The organism is Candidatus Villigracilis sp. (assembly GCF_057083605.1).
The window spans coordinates 1-15,906 of sequence record NZ_JBXMTI010000046.1; the positions used below are offsets into that span (position 1 = coordinate 1).

18 protein-coding genes and 1 riboswitch are annotated in these 15,906 nt (G+C 50.5%); of the genes, 17 read left to right on the forward strand and 1 reads right to left on the reverse strand.

The window, feature by feature from the left end; translation table 11 throughout:
* The 16 genes from AC14M5_RS07465 to AC14M5_RS07540 all read left to right on the forward strand — a co-directional run.
* Window positions 1-857 (forward strand): hypothetical protein (locus AC14M5_RS07465; protein ID WP_484029019.1); only part of this gene is annotated, 857 nt, incomplete at its 5' end.
* Window positions 858-871: 14 nt separating this feature from the next.
* The gene (locus AC14M5_RS07470) at window positions 872-1,378 is read left to right on the forward strand and encodes a DinB family protein (RefSeq protein WP_484029020.1); all 507 of its coding nucleotides are present in this window, start codon (window positions 872-874) and stop codon (window positions 1,376-1,378) included.
* A complete protein-coding gene (locus tag AC14M5_RS07475; RefSeq protein WP_484029021.1) occupies window positions 1,375-1,578 on the forward strand; it encodes a YwbE family protein in 204 nt (67 codons plus the stop codon). Before AC14M5_RS07470 ends, AC14M5_RS07475 begins: the two co-directional genes overlap by 4 nt.
* 61 nt (window positions 1,579-1,639) lie before the next feature.
* Window positions 1,640-2,419 (forward strand): class I SAM-dependent methyltransferase, encoded by a 780-nt coding sequence (locus AC14M5_RS07480; protein ID WP_484029022.1) that lies wholly within the window; start codon window positions 1,640-1,642, stop codon window positions 2,417-2,419.
* 146 nt (window positions 2,420-2,565) lie between these two features.
* On the forward strand, window positions 2,566-3,171 hold the full coding sequence (locus tag AC14M5_RS07485; protein WP_484029023.1) for a hypothetical protein: 606 nt from the start codon (window positions 2,566-2,568) through the stop codon (window positions 3,169-3,171).
* Window positions 3,172-3,226: 55 nt separating this feature from the next.
* Complete coding sequence (locus AC14M5_RS07490) at window positions 3,227-5,305, forward strand: oxidoreductase (RefSeq protein WP_484029024.1); 2,079 nt, start codon at window positions 3,227-3,229, stop codon at window positions 5,303-5,305.
* Window positions 5,306-5,440: 135 nt separating this feature from the next.
* Window positions 5,441-6,700 carry a DUF2867 domain-containing protein gene (locus AC14M5_RS07495; protein ID WP_484029025.1) on the forward strand — a complete coding sequence of 420 codons (1,260 nt, stop codon included), beginning with the start codon at window positions 5,441-5,443 and terminating at the stop codon, window positions 6,698-6,700.
* Window positions 6,668-6,873: riboswitch (cobalamin riboswitch) on the forward strand. (Overlaps the previous gene by 33 nt.)
* Before the next feature lie 213 nt (window positions 6,874-7,086).
* Window positions 7,087-8,064, forward strand: a complete 978-nt coding sequence (locus tag AC14M5_RS07500) for an ABC transporter substrate-binding protein (RefSeq protein WP_484029026.1) — start codon at window positions 7,087-7,089, stop codon at window positions 8,062-8,064.
* A 74-nt stretch (window positions 8,065-8,138) separates the two neighbouring features.
* Complete coding sequence (locus tag AC14M5_RS07505) at window positions 8,139-9,134, forward strand: FecCD family ABC transporter permease (protein ID WP_484029027.1); 996 nt, start codon at window positions 8,139-8,141, stop codon at window positions 9,132-9,134.
* A 64-nt stretch (window positions 9,135-9,198) separates the two neighbouring features.
* Window positions 9,199-9,735, forward strand: a complete 537-nt coding sequence (gene cobO, locus AC14M5_RS07510; protein ID WP_484029028.1) for a cob(I)yrinic acid a,c-diamide adenosyltransferase — start codon at window positions 9,199-9,201, stop codon at window positions 9,733-9,735.
* A 112-nt stretch (window positions 9,736-9,847) separates the two neighbouring features.
* Window positions 9,848-10,903, forward strand: a complete 1,056-nt coding sequence (cobT, locus tag AC14M5_RS07515; RefSeq protein WP_484029029.1) for a nicotinate-nucleotide--dimethylbenzimidazole phosphoribosyltransferase — start codon at window positions 9,848-9,850, stop codon at window positions 10,901-10,903.
* 103 nt (window positions 10,904-11,006) lie between these two features.
* Window positions 11,007-11,738 (forward strand): adenosylcobinamide-GDP ribazoletransferase, encoded by a 732-nt coding sequence (gene cobS, locus AC14M5_RS07520; RefSeq protein ID WP_484029030.1) that lies wholly within the window; start codon window positions 11,007-11,009, stop codon window positions 11,736-11,738.
* A 17-nt stretch (window positions 11,739-11,755) separates the two neighbouring features.
* On the forward strand, window positions 11,756-12,373 hold the full coding sequence (gene cobC, locus AC14M5_RS07525) for an alpha-ribazole phosphatase (protein ID WP_484029031.1): 618 nt from the start codon (window positions 11,756-11,758) through the stop codon (window positions 12,371-12,373).
* Window positions 12,374-12,399: 26 nt separating this feature from the next.
* Entirely contained in the window at window positions 12,400-12,942 is a 543-nt protein-coding gene (gene cobU, locus AC14M5_RS07530) for a bifunctional adenosylcobinamide kinase/adenosylcobinamide-phosphate guanylyltransferase (RefSeq protein WP_484029032.1), read from the forward strand.
* A 9-nt stretch (window positions 12,943-12,951) separates the two neighbouring features.
* Entirely contained in the window at window positions 12,952-13,485 is a 534-nt protein-coding gene (locus AC14M5_RS07535; RefSeq protein ID WP_484029033.1) for a GNAT family N-acetyltransferase, read from the forward strand.
* Between the two features lie 103 nt (window positions 13,486-13,588).
* A complete protein-coding gene (locus AC14M5_RS07540; RefSeq protein WP_484029034.1) occupies window positions 13,589-14,353 on the forward strand; it encodes an ABC transporter ATP-binding protein in 765 nt (254 codons plus the stop codon).
* Between the two features lie 151 nt (window positions 14,354-14,504).
* On the opposite strand, the gene AC14M5_RS07545 is transcribed toward AC14M5_RS07540, so the two are convergent.
* Window positions 14,505-15,266, reverse strand: a complete 762-nt coding sequence (locus tag AC14M5_RS07545; protein ID WP_484029035.1) for a sulfite exporter TauE/SafE family protein — start codon at window positions 15,264-15,266, stop codon at window positions 14,505-14,507.
* A 162-nt stretch (window positions 15,267-15,428) separates the two neighbouring features.
* On the opposite strand from AC14M5_RS07545, the gene AC14M5_RS07550 reads away from it, so the two are divergent.
* Window positions 15,429-15,906: hypothetical protein (locus AC14M5_RS07550; protein ID WP_484029036.1), on the forward strand; the 478-nt coding region annotated here is incomplete at its 3' end.

The window sequence follows — 15,906 nt, forward strand, 5'->3', positions numbered from 1 at the left end:
GAGGAAATGATGAAAGTGTGCGAGCTTATGCACGGATTAATCTCGAAGGAGATTTGGAAAACTGTCAGAGCAACAGTCGAGAAATAATCAATGATATGCTTATTTTCTTAAGAGCGATAAGCTTTCCTATAACAACGAAAAATGAACATCAATTTGGTTTATTAAATGAATTTCCTTCACTACTTGTTTTGCCGTTCAGAATTGGAAAACCAAGAGAAAATTACAAGCTGGAATATCAGGTCCAATTCTCGAGATTATTAGGTCCGGGAGTTTTTTCATACGAGCTAGAGAGAGACTTTTTCAGTCAAGTAGACGAGAAAAGCTTAGAGAAATTCAACAAATTAATTGAAGATAATTATTTCAGTCCATTGACTGACCTAAAAAGGAAGTTTTTTCTTGGTTTACGCTGGTTAGGTGAAGCAACAAAACCGGGTACGACCGTGTCTCGTTTTGTGAAGCTTTCTTTTGCCCTTGAAGCATTAATTGGTGGGGAAATTAAAAACTCACGAGGAATAAAGAAAACTTTGGCAAAAAGATGTGGAATATTAATAGCAAAAGATGAAAAAGAAAGAAATAGAATACAAAATTCGATAGCTCAATACTATAAAATTCGTTCAGAGATCGTCCATGGGGATGAACGAGAGATTTCGGAAGAAGATTTCTCAAATTTTGGAGTTCTAGTAAGAAGAACAGCTTGGTCGTTACTAGAAATAATTGAACACTATGAGACCATAGATGACCTCCATGTTGCATTACTTGGGTCCTCTGTTAAAGTAAAAAAGGGGATTTTCCATATGAGCCTATATGATCTATATCAAATACTTAAAAGTTTTTTATTTCATAAAGCTAATCCATAATAAAGGAATCAACAATGTACATCAAAGACATTCAATTTATTTACGAATACAACTACTGGGCCAATGGGAAGATCCTTGCGGCGAGCCGTAAGGTAACCGAAGATCAATTCCTCGCGCCTGGCGATTTTCCATACGGAGGATTGCGTGGCACGCTGGTACATCTTGTGGATGGCGAAAGAATATGGCGGGTTTTGTTTGAAACCAATCTGGTCACTGAAGATCAAGATTTAAGAGCGGAGGATTTCCCGACTTTTGAATCCCTTGAGAAGAAATTTCAAGAGGAAGAGAAATTGATGCGGGCTTATCTGAATGGCCTGAATGACGAAGATATGGACGGTCACCTGAAATACACAACCACTCAAGGCATTCAGCGGGATAGAATCTTCTGGCATTGTCATTACCATCTGGTCAATCACGGCACACAGCACCGCTCCGAAGCAGCCGCATTGCTCACCAGTTATGGTCAATCTCCTGGCGACCTGGATTTCACGGTCTTTCTAAATGAGCATAAAAAATCATGAATGGACAAACCCGTTCCAACATCAAACCCGGCATGACCGTGCTGATCGTCCTCAAGCAGGATCAACGCACGGGCAAGCTCACCAAAGGCGTCGTCAAGGATATTCTCACCAAGTCGCCCAACCATCCGCACGGCATCAAAGTCCGCTTGATGGATGGACAGGTGGGACGCGTGAAGGAGATCGTCAATTCGGATGAGTGAAATGCGCCTGCCTTTATAAGTTGTAAGGTAATTCATGGGGGATTTACATCATCAATACCAAATGAATACACACTATCTCAACTACGATCAAATCGCGCAGCAATACAACCAGCGCTATCCTGCCGCTCAAAAATGGGAACGCGGAGGGGCGCTGCTCGACCTCGCCAGGCATGTGAAAGCCCAAACTATTTTGGAGGTGGGCAGCGGCACGGGCTACTGGCTCAACCTGCTTGCCCAGGTGACCAAAAATTTATACGGGCTTGATTATTCGATGGGCATGATCCAGCAGGCGAGACTCCAGCCCGCGACTCTTAACCTGGCGCGCGGCATGGGGACTCAACTTCCGTTTCAAAGCGGGACCTTTGACCTGCTCTACTGCGTGGACGCGATTCACCACTTTGGCGACCACCGCGCATTCATCCGGGAAGCATCCCGTTTGCTGAAACCGAACGGCGCGCTCGCCATCATCGGGCATGACCCGCACTCTGCGGATGCTTCCAACTGGTACGTCTACAATTACTTTGACACCGTCTACGATACCGACCTGCGCCGGTATCCTTCTGGTGAATCCGTGCTGAAATGGATGGAGCAGGATGGCTTTAAGGATGTCTCATCCCAAACCGTGGAACGCATCCAGAATATTCATGTGGGTGATGCGGTGCTGAAAGACCCGTTCATTAAACATAATGCCACATCACAGCTTGCATTGTTGAGCGAAGAGACCTATCAGGCTGGCTTGGAAAGAATCAACCAGGCACTCGCAGAAGCAAAGGCCAATAACGAACACATCGTTTTTCGTTCTGAAATTAATGTGAAGATGTTTCTGGGATATAAGAATTAAGCAGGAAAATGCCGCAGCGTCATGTCAAACTGATTAATGGCTGACAGGTGCGGGCGGAGCAGGAAGCGAATGTCCGATCTCATGGGTCGGGCATTTTTATATCCGCGTGCTATACTACAAAAAATTCATCATGGATGGAATATAGAATGAAAACAAAACCCATGTTATGGCTGGCAATTGTATTGTTCCTGTTGTCATGCGGAATGCCTAGCGCAATCCTGCCCACATCCACTCCGCGAGTCATCCCCACCGAAGGACCTTTGTTGATTTTCACACCCGTATGTATTTCATCCGAACCTGTTCAAGATGATATAGACCGCGCACTTGCATATACAGATAGACTGCTTGACACGCCCGAATGGGAACGGAGTTATACAGTTGCCGAAAACCGTGTTTCGGTGACCTGGCTCAATAATACCGTGGGCGCGGTGATCTATCTTGAAGCATTGATCTTCCCATGTAGTTATGAAGAACCCGATCTGAATGAATACTTCAGTGATGAAAATTGGGATATTATCTTTGAGAATTATGAAAGTTATGACCTGGTTGCGGAATGCAAAACGAACGATGGTATAAGGCTTTATCAATTTGATGCATCAGATCAAGGCTCTGACTATCAGATCAATTATTGGGCGGAGAATGACACCGATACGCGTGTGATCGTGCTGATGATGACTTTCCCTGTGGGTGCAGAAAACATTTTGGATGATTTTTCCTCCCGCCTTTTTCCACGGCTGACAAGCTGCTCGTAATAAATTTAGACCCTAAAGGTTTTAGAAACCTTTAGGGTCTCTTAAGGAAACCAACATGCCCTCCCGTTACGACATTCTCTTTCAACCCATTAAGATCGGGCCCGTCACTGCGCCGAATCGTTTTTATCAAGTGCCGCACTGCAACGGCTTTGGACACCGTATGCCAAAAAGTATGGCTGCCATGCGCGGCATGAAAGCGGAGGGAGGCTGGGGTGTGGTCTGCACCGAAGAAACAGAGATCCATCACACTAGCGATCTCTCCCCGTTTTTTGAGGGTCGCATCTGGAGCGATGATGATATTCCCACATGGCAATTGATGACCGAGGCTGTTCACAAGCACGGCGCGCTGGCTGGCATTGAACTCACGTACAACAGCCATGATGCTTCCAATTTATATTCACGCGCATCCGCATTTGGGCCTCATTCCATGGGAATTACAGGCGGAAGTGGATATGAACCTGGTCAAACGCGAGCAGCATCGAAGGATGATCTCAAACAAGTCCGCAAGTGGCATCGCAACGCTGCCATCCGTGCGAAGAGGGCGGGCTTCGATATCATCTACTGCTACGCTGCGCATAACATGACTCTCGCCTTTCATCTTTTGTCCAAAGACAATGACCGTGCCGATGAATATGGTGGTTCGCTTGAAAACCGCGTGCGCTTCCTGCGCGAACTGATCGAAGATACAAAAGATGCCGTCGGCGATACCTGTGCAGTGGCAGTGAGATTCGCGGTGGATGAGCTGCTCGGCGCGGATGGTATGCAGCACGATGGCGAAGCACGAGATATCGTCTCCATGCTCGCGGAACTCCCCGACCTGTGGGATGTGAACATCAGCGCCTGGAAAAATGACTCCATTACCTCGCGCTTTGGCAAAGAGGGACATCAGGAAAAGTATATTTCCTTTGTCAAAAAAATCACCACCAAACCTGTTGTCGGTGTTGGCCGATATACCTCTCCCGATTCAATGGTCTCTGCCATCGAGCGCGGCATCATGGATTTAATCGGCGCGGCGCGGCCATCTATTGCGGACCCGTTCCTGCCAAACAAAATAAAAGAAGGAAGATATGAAGATATCCGCGAGTGCATTGGCTGTAATATTTGTGTCACGGGCGATACTCGCTTTGTTCCCATCCGCTGTACACAAAACCCAACCATGGGTGAGGAATTTCGCCGCGGCTGGCATCCTGAGATCATTGCGCCCAAAAAATCGGAGGATGAAATTCTCATCGTCGGCGCGGGGCCTGCGGGGCTTGAAGCTGCGCGCGCATTGGGGCAACGCGGATATCACGTCATCCTCACCGATGCGAAGCGCGAAGCAGGTGGGCGTGTGGCGCTTGAATCAAAACTTCCCAACCTCAACGAGTGGCGGCGCGTGATCGACTGGCGTCTCACGCAGATCAATAAGATCGAAAATATTTATTTCTATCCATCCAGCCCCATGACCGCCAAAGATGTGCTTGAGGCGGGCGCACCGCACGTTATCCTTGCCACTGGCGCAACCTGGCGGCGCGATGGAGTTGGGCGAAATATCTCGCGCCCTATTCAGGGCAATGGGAAAATTTTCACGCCTGATGACTTTCTGGAATTAAATCTGGAGTTGGGCAGCTTGCTGCTCATGCTCCAACAGCTTGCTGTTGGAGTCCAGAGGGTTCTTATTTACGATGACGATCATTACTACATGGGTGGGGTCCTTGCCGAACTGCTTGCCACAAATGGCTGCGAAGTTACTTTGATGACACCCGCTCCCACCATTTCTTATTGGACTGAATACACCCTTGAACAGGAGTGCATCTACAAGCGCTTACTTGATCTAAAGGTGACTCTGCTCCCACACCACGTTCTTGCTTCTCACTCGCCGACAACTGCCACTGTTACCCATACCATCACCTCCACCGAATCGACTCTCCCCTGCAATGCCATTGTCCTCGTAACAGATCGAATCCCCAACGATAGCTTGTATCACAAACTCAAGCCTGCCCTCGCTGATGGCCGACTCAAATCCCTGCGCCTGATCGGTGACGCCGAAGCACCAAATATCATTGCCCAAGCCGTGTTCTCAGGCCACCTCGCTGCCCGTGAATTTGACGAAGTCGTTGACCCCGATGTGACACCGTTTAAAGTGGAAAGATAATCTCGTCATTGCGAGGGCGTGTTCTTCGCCCGAAGCAATCTCTAACTCTGTATGAGATTGCTCACCGCACTGGCGCGCGGCGCAAGTGTCGTCGCGAAGGGCAAGAGCGCTCCTCGCAATGACGGAAAATAAACTATGCCATCTCCCCTCATCCTCGTCACCGGCGCGACAGGCTATATCGCCAGCAGACTCATCCCACGACTCCTCGAGCGCGGATATCGTGTCCGTGCGTTGGCACGTCACCCGGAGAGGCTCAAAGCGAGGAAATGGTTTTCACAAGTTGAAATGGTGCAAGGCGATGTGATGGAACCATCCACACTTATCTCCGCCCTGGATGGAGTCCACACGGCCTATTACCTGATCCATAACATGTTATCAGGGCATGGATATACCTTGCGTGAAATTGAAGGCGCGCGCAATTTTGCCCAGGCCGCTGAAAATGCTGGTGTGGGGCACATTATTTACCTCGGTGGACTGGCAGACCCTGAGCAACATATTGCCCCGCATATGCGCTCACGCATCGAAACGGGAATGATGCTCAGGCAGGGTAAAGTCCCCGTCACCGAATTTCGTGCGGGAGTCATCATTGGCTCCGGGAGCATCTCCTTTGAAATGATCCGCTTTATGACGGAGTTGTTTCCCGTGATTCCAGGCCCTGCATGGTTGAAGAGCAAGTCCCAGCCGATTGCAACGCAAAACGTCGTTGATTATCTTTTGGCTGCGCTTGAAAACCCTGATGGGCAAGGCAATGTCTTCGAGATCGGCGGCCCGGACATATTTACGTATCAGCAACTCATGTTGAATTACGCCCGCATCTGCGGACACAAGCGCAGTTTTTTTCTACTCCCATATATCCCGGTGTGGTTCATGGCATTTGGCACCGGGTTGATGACGCCGGTACCATATCCGATTGCATATGCGCTGGTGGCAGGTCTATCGCATGATAGCATCGTCCTGCACGATGAGGTACGAAAGACCTTCCTTGAGGTAAAGCTCATTGATTTTGAATCAGCTGTCCGCGAGGCGATGAAGCACCTGCATCCGCTAAAGATCGAACGTATTTGGGAGGATGGTCGAAGCGCTGTAAAAATCCTTAAACATGAGGGTTTCTTCATTGACCATCGCGAATTGAAAATCAGTGCTCCGCCTGAAAAAATTGTTGAGAAAATAAAAGCATTACATGTCGAAGTGGATGATCGTTTGCTTTCGTATTCAAAATTGAACTTTGGCGAAGAATGGATTCAATGGCGCGTGAGCGACAATTCCAAATTAACCCAGACTGTATACTTTGCCCCGCGTGGCCCCATGGGGTTTCTATATTGGTATTTTTTGTATCCATTCCACGCCTTCAAGCTTCGCAAGCTGATGAAAAATATTGGTGGTAAAATGAAATAAATAAACGATCAGCAATCGGCGAAGTCAGTGAAATTCTGACGCTGTCCCGCAACTGTGAGGTTGTTGAATAGTTATATAGTTACGTGGTTTGGTAGTTCAACTATCAAACCTCCGAACTACCTAAGCTACTAAACTAACCAAGTCAGGTCGCCCGCTACTGGTCGGTTCACCACACTCTCGCGGAAAGGAGGTGGATGACGGTAGCCTACTCGGATTGCCTCTCCAACCTCCCCAGCCTTTGCTGGGGATTTTGATTTAGACCATTAAGACCTGACAGGTTTTCAAATGGAGTTCGCATGCAAGACTCCTTTGCAAATCGGAGTGGTCGAAATAATTAGTATTCTCGGAAACCTGTCAGGTCTGCATACTACATTAGGAGAAGAAAAATGTTACGTAAAACTTTAATTTTGACTTTACTGTTCGCACTCTTCATCACTGGATGCGCTCCCGCTTCAACCCCGACCGAAGTGCCTGTAGCATCCCCTTCGGGGGCTTCTGTTGCTACAGAGATTTCTGCCACTGATGCGCCCACAGCTCTCACCTTCACAGACGGACTTGACCGCGAAATAAATTTGGAAGGTCCCGCGCAACGCGTGATCTCGCTCGCGCCATCGAACACGGAGATTCTATTTGCAATCGGAGCAGGCTCACAGGTGGTAGGCCGCGACCAATTTTCAGATTATCCCGCCGAAGCGGCTAATGTCACCGACATTGGCTCGACCTTCGATGCCTTGAACACAGAATTGATCGTTTCACTGGAGCCCGATCTCATTTTGGCCGCGGAGATCAACACGCCAGAGCAGGTGAAACAACTTGAAGACCTGGGTCTGACGGTTTATTACTTGAATAACCCTCTCACGCTGGAAGAAATGTACGGCAATCTTGAAATCGTCGCCCAGTTGACCGGGCACGAAGCTGAAACCGCAGCTTTGATCGAATCACTGAAAGAACGCGTAGCTGTAGTGGATGAGAAGATCGCACCGATCAGCTCGCGCTTCAGCGTATTTTACGAACTGGATGCCACCGACCCGGCCAAGCCTTACACAGCCGGCAAAGGTACATTCATCACCTTGTTGATCGAACGCGCCGGGGGCTACAACATTGCCGCGGATATTGACGGCTACCCTCAACTAAGCCTCGAACAAGTGGTGGCCGCAGACCCGGCCTTCATCATTCTCGGTGATGCAAGATATGGCGTCTCACTTGAAACAATCGCGCAACGCCCCGGCTGGGAAAACCTGAGTGCGGTAAAAAATGGAAATGTATTCCCATTCAATGATGACCTGGTCAGCCGTCCCGGTCCCCGCCTGGTGGATGCACTCGAGGAATTGGCAAAGTTGCTAAGGCCGGAGTTGTTTCAGTAAGAAAGTACATACGAAAACACGTACACAAGTAAACATGGATAGTTGTCTACTTGTGTACGTGTCTACTTCCCACTATGCGCCCTCCATACCTTTTCTCTTTCATCTTTCTGCTAATCGCCTTGGTCTTCAGCCTCGCGATTGGCTCTATCTTCATATCTCCTGAAGAATTATGGCGTGTACTAAGCGGAACTACTGTCAATCAGACCTTTCGCACCATCCTGTGGGATATTCGCCTGCCGCGCACAGTATTGATTGCGTTGGTTGGGGCAGCATTGGCCGGAAGTGGCGCGGCCTATCAGGGGCTCTTCCGAAACCCGCTCGCGGATCCATTTTTGATTGGCGTTGCTTCGGGCGCGGGGTTGGGAGCCATCATGGCCATGACTATCAACTGGCCTTACACAACGCTTGGACTTTTAGCGGTCCCTCTGGCGGCTTTCCTAACCAGTTTGTTGACCGTCTATCTCGTTTACAGTTTTGCCCATGTGGGCGGAACCGTACCAACCACAAACCTGATCCTGGCCGGTGTGGCGGTCTCATCGTTTGCGACATCGCTTACGTCGTTTCTCGTGCTGCGATCAACCGGTGAAGTGCGCCGCGCGATTGGCTGGCTGTTGGGAGGTGTAAGCCTCGCAGGTTGGGATGCGACACTCGCGCTCATTCCCTACCTGACAATTGGCCTGACAACCCTAGTCTTAAGTGGACATGCCTTGAATCTCCTGCAATTCGGCGATGACCAGGCCACGCAAATGGGGTTGGATGTACGCCGCGCCAAGTTCATCATCATTACGGCAGCTTCACTCGTTACAGCGGCAGCAGTTTCATTCGCGGGCATTATTGGCTTTGTCGGGTTGATCGTTCCGCATGTGATGCGCATCTGGTGGGGTGTGGATTACCGCCGCCTGATTCCGTTGAGCATCCTCGGAGGCGCATCCGCCCTACTGCTCGCGGATATATTGTCCCGCATTGTGCTGGCTCCGCAGGAATTGCCGGTGGGTATTGTCACTGCCTTGGCGGGCGCTCCATTCTTTTTGTGGGTATTGCGGCGGTCAAAGAATCAGGGATTGTGGTAAATATCTCGCTCCCGTCGCCGTCCTCGCCGCCGGGGACGGCGGCGGGAGCTTCGGAAAATAGGAAATGAATAAACAAAAAATAAAACACGGATTGGTCATCGTCAATACCGGGAATGGCAAAGGCAAAAGCACCTCCGCCTTTGGCATGGTATTGCGCTCCTGGGGACGAGGGTTCCGCGTGTGCGTGGTGCAATTCATCAAGGCAGAGACGGGGCAATGGGGTGAGATCAAAGCCGCGAAGAAACTTGGTATTGATTGGTTTGCCACCGGCGATGGCTTCACATGGACATCCAAAGATATGGATGAAACGATTGCGCGTGCCCATCATGGCTGGGAGGTTGCAAAGGAAAAGATCGCAAGCCGAAATTATGACTTGATCGTTTTGGACGAATTTACCTATGCCTTGCATTTTGGCTGGCTGGATACTGCGCAGGTGATCGAATGGCTCAAAACCAACAAGCCTGAAGACATGCACCTCGTCATCACCGGGCGAAATGCGCCTGCGGATTTGATCGAGTACGCCGACCTGGTGACGGAAATGATGGAAGTCAAACATCCATTTCAAAAGGGCATTCAAGCCCAGGCTGGGATCGAGTTTTAGTACGTCATTGCGAGGAGGGTGTTCGTCCCGACGAAGCAATCTCCTCGTTGTGTTGGGGATTGCTTCGGGCAAAGAACAAGACCGCCCTCGCAACGACATATAAGAGGACTTTATGCAACTTGAAGAGATCGTGAAAAGAATTCGCCCGCTTGACGAATCCGCGATGCAGGCGGCGCGGGAACGACAGAAAATGTTGACCAAGCCTGCGGGGAGTTTGGGACGATTGGAAGAATTATCAATTCAACTAGCAGGGATGACGGCGAATCCGTTTCCTTCGGTGGAACATAAAACTGTCATTGTGATGGCGGCGGATCATGGTGTGACTGCTGAGGGCGTGAGCGCTTACCCGGCTGAGGTCACGCCGCAAATGGTGATGAATTTTTTGCGCGGCGGCGCGGCGATCAACGTGCTGGCGCGTCAGGCGGATGCGCATGTAGTGGTCGTTGATATGGGTGTGGCTGTAGAGATCGAGGATGACAGCGGAAAACTGATTCGGCGTAGAGTCGGCGCGGGGACGATGAACCAGGCTCAAGGTCCAGCCATGAGGCGTGACCAGGCGGTGGAATCCATCCAAAGCGGAATCGAAGTCGCAGAGTCCGAAATCGCCAAAGGCGCAGACATCCTCGCAACTGGCGATATGGGCATCGGCAATACCACGGCGTCGGCGGCGATTGCATGCGCGTTGATGAATCAGTCGCCCGAACAGATTGGGGGGCGCGGCACGGGCGTGGACGATGACGGGCTGAAACGAAAGATGGCGGTGATTGCGCGTGCGCTGGAGGTCAATAAACCGAATGCGAACGATGCGCTTGATGTGCTGGCGAAGGTGGGTGGCTTTGAGATTGGCGGGCTGGCGGGTGTGATTTTGGCGTCGGCAGCGAATCGCAAACCTGTGGTGATCGATGGATTCATTTCCACAGCGGCGGCGATGATCGCGGCGTCGCTTGCGCCTGCTTCGCGCGAGTATATGATCGCGGCGCACGTTTCGCAGGAACGCGGCCATGCGTTGATGTTGGAATGGCTTGGCCTGAATCCACTGCTTGATTTAAATCTTCGGCTCGGCGAAGGCACTGGTGCGGCGCTGGCATTTCATTTGATCGAGGCTTCGACGCGCATTCTGTGTGAGATGGCAACTTTCGGTGAGGCTGGAGTTAGTGAGAAAGGATGATCATGTCGTTGCGAGGGCGATGATCTTTCGCCCGAAGCAATCTCCTTTTTATTTGGAGATTGCTTCGTCGCAAAGTGCGCTCCTCGCAACGACATAAAATATTATGAGTTCAATCATCGCCGCATTTCAATTCCTCACCATCTTCCCGTCCCTCATCAAACGCCTTTTCACTCCACAGGAGATGGGACGCGCAGTGGGATGGTTTCCGCTGGTGGGTGTTGCTCTGGGCTTCTCTTTGTTCGGCGTGAATTATCTCGCGCGATTGATTTTTCCTCAAACTGTCTCTGCCGCGTTAACATTATTTGCATGGATCATCTTCACCCGCGCCTTTCACCTCGACGGCTTCATGGACACTTGCGACGGTCTCTTCGGCGGCTGGACTCCCGAACGCCGATTGGAGATCATGAAGGATTCGCGCATGGGAGCCTTCGGCGTGGCCGCTGGGATTTTGGTTTTGCTGACGGAGTACGCGGCTCTTTCTTCGACCGATAATCTGTTCCCCGCTCTTATGCTTTCTACCACGCTGGGACGTTGGGCATCGCCGCTTGTCATTTTCGCCTTCCCCTACGCCCGCGAAGATGGACTTGGTTATGAAATGAAGCGCAACGTCAGTTGGAGAGAAATCATCCTTGCCACGTTGATCGCAGGAATTATGGCGTGGTTTATGTTTGGCTGGCTTGGATTTGGGTTTATGCTTGGCGCAGCCCTTGTTGGATTTCTCACCGCGTTTTACGCCATGCGATTATTGCCTGGCCTCACAGGCGATATTTACGGCACCGTGACCACACTTGTTGAGATGCTGACACTGGTTGCATTCTCCGCCATTCACACCTGAAACCTGACACCTGAAACATGAAACTATTTCTCACCCGCCACGGCGAAACAGATTGGAACCTCATCCGCCGCTATCAAGGCCAGAGCGACGTGCCTTTGAATCAGACAGGGCTTCGGCAGGCGGAGCAACTCGCACAGCGACTCGCCTCCGAAAAAATTGATGCCATCTATTCCAGCGACCTCTCGCGCGCAGTGGATACGGCAAAAATCATTCAAAATTTACAGGGGACGACTCACCCACAGGGCTTAGTCGTCACTACGGATACGCGCTGGCGCGAGCTTTCCTTTGGTAAATGGGAGGGACTCAACCACGAAGAGATTCAAGCGCAATGGCATGACGAAGCCACCGTCTGGTACGCGGACATGGTGAACTTATGTCCGCCTAGTGGCGAGTCCCTGCTTCAACTGGCGGACCGCATCCAATCCGCTTTGGATGAGTTGAAGTCAAATCACAAAGAAGAAACCGTGCTGGTCGTCACGCACAGCGGAGCCATTCAAGCTCTGCTTTGCATCATTCTCGGCATGGAATTGAAACGCTACTGGCAATTCCGTGTCTTGCAGGCTTCGCTAACGATTGTTCAATTTCACGAAGATAATGCGGCTTTGAAATTATTCAATGACACGTCACATTTGTAAAGACTTCCGAAGTTGAAAGAAAACTTATGTCAACCATCACCCTTATCCTTGGCGGAGCCCGCAGCGGAAAATCATCTTATGCGCAGAAACTTGCGGAAGATTCTGGCAAGTCGGTTACATTTCTTGCCACCGCACAGGCCTTTGATGATGAAATGTCCACGCGAATCCAAAAGCATCGAAGCGAACGGCCATCACATTGGCAAACGCTCGAAGTCCCGCTAGAAATTGCGTCACACGTAAAGCAGATAAAATCTGAAGTAGTTGTTCTTGATTGCATTACCCTGCTTGTTTCAAATTTGATGATGCAATTTGTAAAAGATGACCTTGTGGATGAAGCACCGTTCATGCAGTCGGTTCAAAAGGAAATGGAAGAATTGTTATCGGCAATTCACGAGTCGGAAAAACATTGGATCATCGTCTCGAACGAGGTCGGCCTGGGACTCGTCCCGCCGTATCAGATGGGACGTGTATATCGTGATGCCATAGGCGGGGCCAATCAACAGCTTGCGCGCGAGGCGGATTCTGTCCTCTTCATGGTGTCGGGTATTCCGATGGTGGTCAAAAGCTGAGAGGCAAATATGAATGTTCACATCCGCGAAATTGACAAGGATACCCTTCAGGACGCAAAGAAATGTGACGCCACCATCGCAGTTGATTCAAAGTTGGTACTGCACGCAGAAGATGGCGTCATCGCATATTCCATTGTCCGTGTCGAGCCATACCAAAAAGAATATATCTTTCAAGAAAAAGATTATCCGAGTTATATCTCCAACCCGGACAAAACCGTTTTCTTTGCATATGTAGATGGTCAGTTGGCAGGAGAGATCAGGATCGCCAAACACTGGAATGCCTATGCATGGATCGATGATTTTGCTGTGGATGTCCATTTCAGAGGGCATGGAATTGGGCGTGCCCTGATGCAGCAGGCCGTGGATTGGGCAAAATCCAAATCTCTCCCTGGCATCATGCTGGAAACCCAAAATAATAATGTCCGTGCCTGTCGCTTTTATGAAAATTTTGGCTTCAAACTGCGCGGCTTTGACACGTATTTATACAAGGGTCTTAATTCATCCACGGATGAAATCGCATTGTATTGGTATTTGATATTTTAGTGTCATGCGGAGCGTAGCGACATCGTGCCCGAAGGGTAAGCATCTCTACAATTGTCCTCGAGACCCTTCGCTATCGCTCAGGGTGACACACCAGAAAGTAAATATGCTAAAAATCCAAAACCTCTCCGCCTCCTATCATGGACATCAAGTTTTACATGATGTTTCATTCGATGTAAAAAATGGTGAAGTGCTTGCGCTCATTGGCCCCAACGGCGCAGGCAAGTCCACCATCATTCGCGCCGCGAGCGGTGTCACTCCATCCACGGGTCAAGTCCGCACCAATGGCGATGACTTCCATTCGCTCACTCCAATGCAGCGCGCGCGTTATCTCGCTGTTGTGCCGCAGGCGATCTCATTGCCGCCCGCCTTCACAGTTTGGGAAACTGTTTTAATGGGACGCACACCCTATCTCGGATTCCTCGGTCACGCCTCTTCTTTCGACGAGGAATTGGCGAGGCAAGCCCTAAGCCGAGTCCACGCCTTGGCATTGTCAGATCGCCGTGTTGGTGAGTTATCAGGCGGAGAGGCTCAGCGCGTCCTGCTCGCCCGCGCCTTGTGCCAGTCCACACCGATATTGTTGCTCGATGAACCCACCGCGCATTTGGACTTGCAGTATCAAGTCAGTCTTTTGGAATTGATTCGCGAGTTGGCGCACACTGAAAAACTTGCCGTGTTGATCGCCCTGCATGATCTCAACCTCGCCGCCCGCTATGCAGACCGGGTTGCCCTGCTCGTCGGCGGACATCTTCAATCCATTGGCACCCCGCGCGAAGTGTTGACAACGGAATCCATTTCGAATGCCTACTGTTTGCCAGTGAGTGTTGTAGAGCATCCGTTCATGGAGACTCCACTGGTGCTGCCAAAATAGTGAGGAACCCGGTGGTTGAGTAGCCCCGCATGTTCTTCGCGGGGCGTATCGAAACCACTAGTGAATAGAAAATACACTGCTACCATGGTGGTCTCGATACGGGCGAGAGAAGCATTCGCCCTACTCGACCAACAGAGTTTGAAAAAACGACTCAACGCACAAAATAAATGATCGCGACGATCACGCCGATCGTCACCACCGTCCACCTAAGCGTGGACGGTTTGATCTTGCCCGCCAGTTTCCCGCCCAATGTTCCGCCAATCAATGCGCCAACAGCCATCACCAAGGCCGCGGACCAAAGCACTTGCCCGGAGAAGATGAAAAAGATCGCAGCGGCCACGTTGACCGAGAACGCAACAGCCTGCTTGAGCGCGTTAAGGCGCGTAAGCGTGTCCTCCAAAGTTAGTCCCAGGGCGGAGAGTACGATCACGCTTAATCCCGCGCCGAAATATCCTCCATAGATCGAAGCTAGGCCAACCGGCAACCAGGTCAAGTTTTCCAAACGTGAGCCATGACCTTCGCCCATGCGCTTTGTCAACCACGCGCGGACGGGGTCTTGAATGGCGAGCAGACCCGAAGCCAGCAAAATTAAATAGGGGACCAAGTCCTTGAATAATTTCTCTCCCGTTTGCAAAAGAAGAAAACCACCCAGCACGCCGCCAACGATACTTGCAGGCACGATCAGCCACAGCCTGCTTTTTTGTCCGCGCAGGTCGTTCCATTGAGCAAGTGTCCCGCCGAAATAGCCGGGGCACAGCGCCACGGTATTGGTCACGTTTGCGGCGACAGCGGGTACACCCAGAAAGGTGAGCATGGGGAAAGTGATCAGCGTCCCGCCGCCTGCGAGGGCATTGACCGCGCCCGCCAAAAGCGCTGCGAAACCGACCAGCACAAAGTCAAATCCATTGAGCATGATGGTGAGATCCTTTTTATGTATGGAATGGGGCTAGTATAGCATTACTGACATTTGGAGAAAGGTCATCAAAGCAGGTTGTTCCAGATGATATGATTGGGGTATGGATCACTATATTTCTTGATCGTATCAAGGCGCACTATGCTCGCAAATAAGATAATTTTGTTTATAAAATCGAAGACTGAAAATGGATGGTGGGCGAATCTCCTGCTCATCATTGGTGCATCGGCTTCGATCTTTTGGTCAATTTATTTTGGCAGAGTGACGATCTCCATGCCTTATCAAATTGAATTTCGAGAGGGGGCGGCCCAGGTGATGACAAGCCTGCTGTTGAAGGGGGAGAATCCCTTCGATTTTGAGCACCAGCCTCTCGGGTTGAATAATTATGGTTTGGGATATGGCGCGGTCGTGTTGCCGTTTGCCGCCTTGTTCGGGAATACCCTTCGCGTTCATCGGCTGGTTACATTTATCTTTATTTTTTTGGGAGCTTTGGTCAGTTTCTGGGCTGTATATAAGGCCAGGCGAAATATTTCCCTCGGTTTGGCCTGTGCGGCATTTGTGATGATCGGTTTGATGGGCAAAGGTGGAACTGGAGCCGCTCCATCTGGCATGGGATCGTTTCTTTTTTTGGCGATCATCC

Excerpts from the sequence above, each read along its gene's own strand:
- AC14M5_RS07470 (WP_484029020.1), top strand. The coding sequence starts at position 872 with ATGTACATCAAAGACATTCAATTTATTTACGAATACAACTACTGGGCC.
- AC14M5_RS07475 (WP_484029021.1), top strand. The coding sequence starts at position 1,375 with ATGAATGGACAAACCCGTTCCAACATCAAACCCGGCATGACCGTGCTG.
- AC14M5_RS07480 (WP_484029022.1), top strand. The coding sequence starts at position 1,640 with ATGAATACACACTATCTCAACTACGATCAAATCGCGCAGCAATACAAC.
- AC14M5_RS07485 (WP_484029023.1), top strand. The coding sequence starts at position 2,566 with ATGAAAACAAAACCCATGTTATGGCTGGCAATTGTATTGTTCCTGTTG.
- AC14M5_RS07490 (WP_484029024.1), top strand. The coding sequence starts at position 3,227 with ATGCCCTCCCGTTACGACATTCTCTTTCAACCCATTAAGATCGGGCCC.
- AC14M5_RS07495 (WP_484029025.1), top strand. The coding sequence starts at position 5,441 with ATGCCATCTCCCCTCATCCTCGTCACCGGCGCGACAGGCTATATCGCC.
- AC14M5_RS07500 (WP_484029026.1), top strand. The coding sequence starts at position 7,087 with ATGTTACGTAAAACTTTAATTTTGACTTTACTGTTCGCACTCTTCATC.
- AC14M5_RS07505 (WP_484029027.1), top strand. The coding sequence starts at position 8,139 with ATGCGCCCTCCATACCTTTTCTCTTTCATCTTTCTGCTAATCGCCTTG.
- cobO (WP_484029028.1), top strand. The coding sequence starts at position 9,199 with ATGAATAAACAAAAAATAAAACACGGATTGGTCATCGTCAATACCGGG.
- cobT (WP_484029029.1), top strand. The coding sequence starts at position 9,848 with ATGCAACTTGAAGAGATCGTGAAAAGAATTCGCCCGCTTGACGAATCC.
- cobS (WP_484029030.1), top strand. The coding sequence starts at position 11,007 with ATGAGTTCAATCATCGCCGCATTTCAATTCCTCACCATCTTCCCGTCC.
- cobC (WP_484029031.1), top strand. The coding sequence starts at position 11,756 with ATGAAACTATTTCTCACCCGCCACGGCGAAACAGATTGGAACCTCATC.
- cobU (WP_484029032.1), top strand. The coding sequence starts at position 12,400 with ATGTCAACCATCACCCTTATCCTTGGCGGAGCCCGCAGCGGAAAATCA.
- AC14M5_RS07535 (WP_484029033.1), top strand. The coding sequence starts at position 12,952 with ATGAATGTTCACATCCGCGAAATTGACAAGGATACCCTTCAGGACGCA.
- AC14M5_RS07540 (WP_484029034.1), top strand. The coding sequence starts at position 13,589 with ATGCTAAAAATCCAAAACCTCTCCGCCTCCTATCATGGACATCAAGTT.
- AC14M5_RS07545 (WP_484029035.1), bottom strand. The coding sequence starts at position 15,266 with ATGCTCAATGGATTTGACTTTGTGCTGGTCGGTTTCGCAGCGCTTTTG.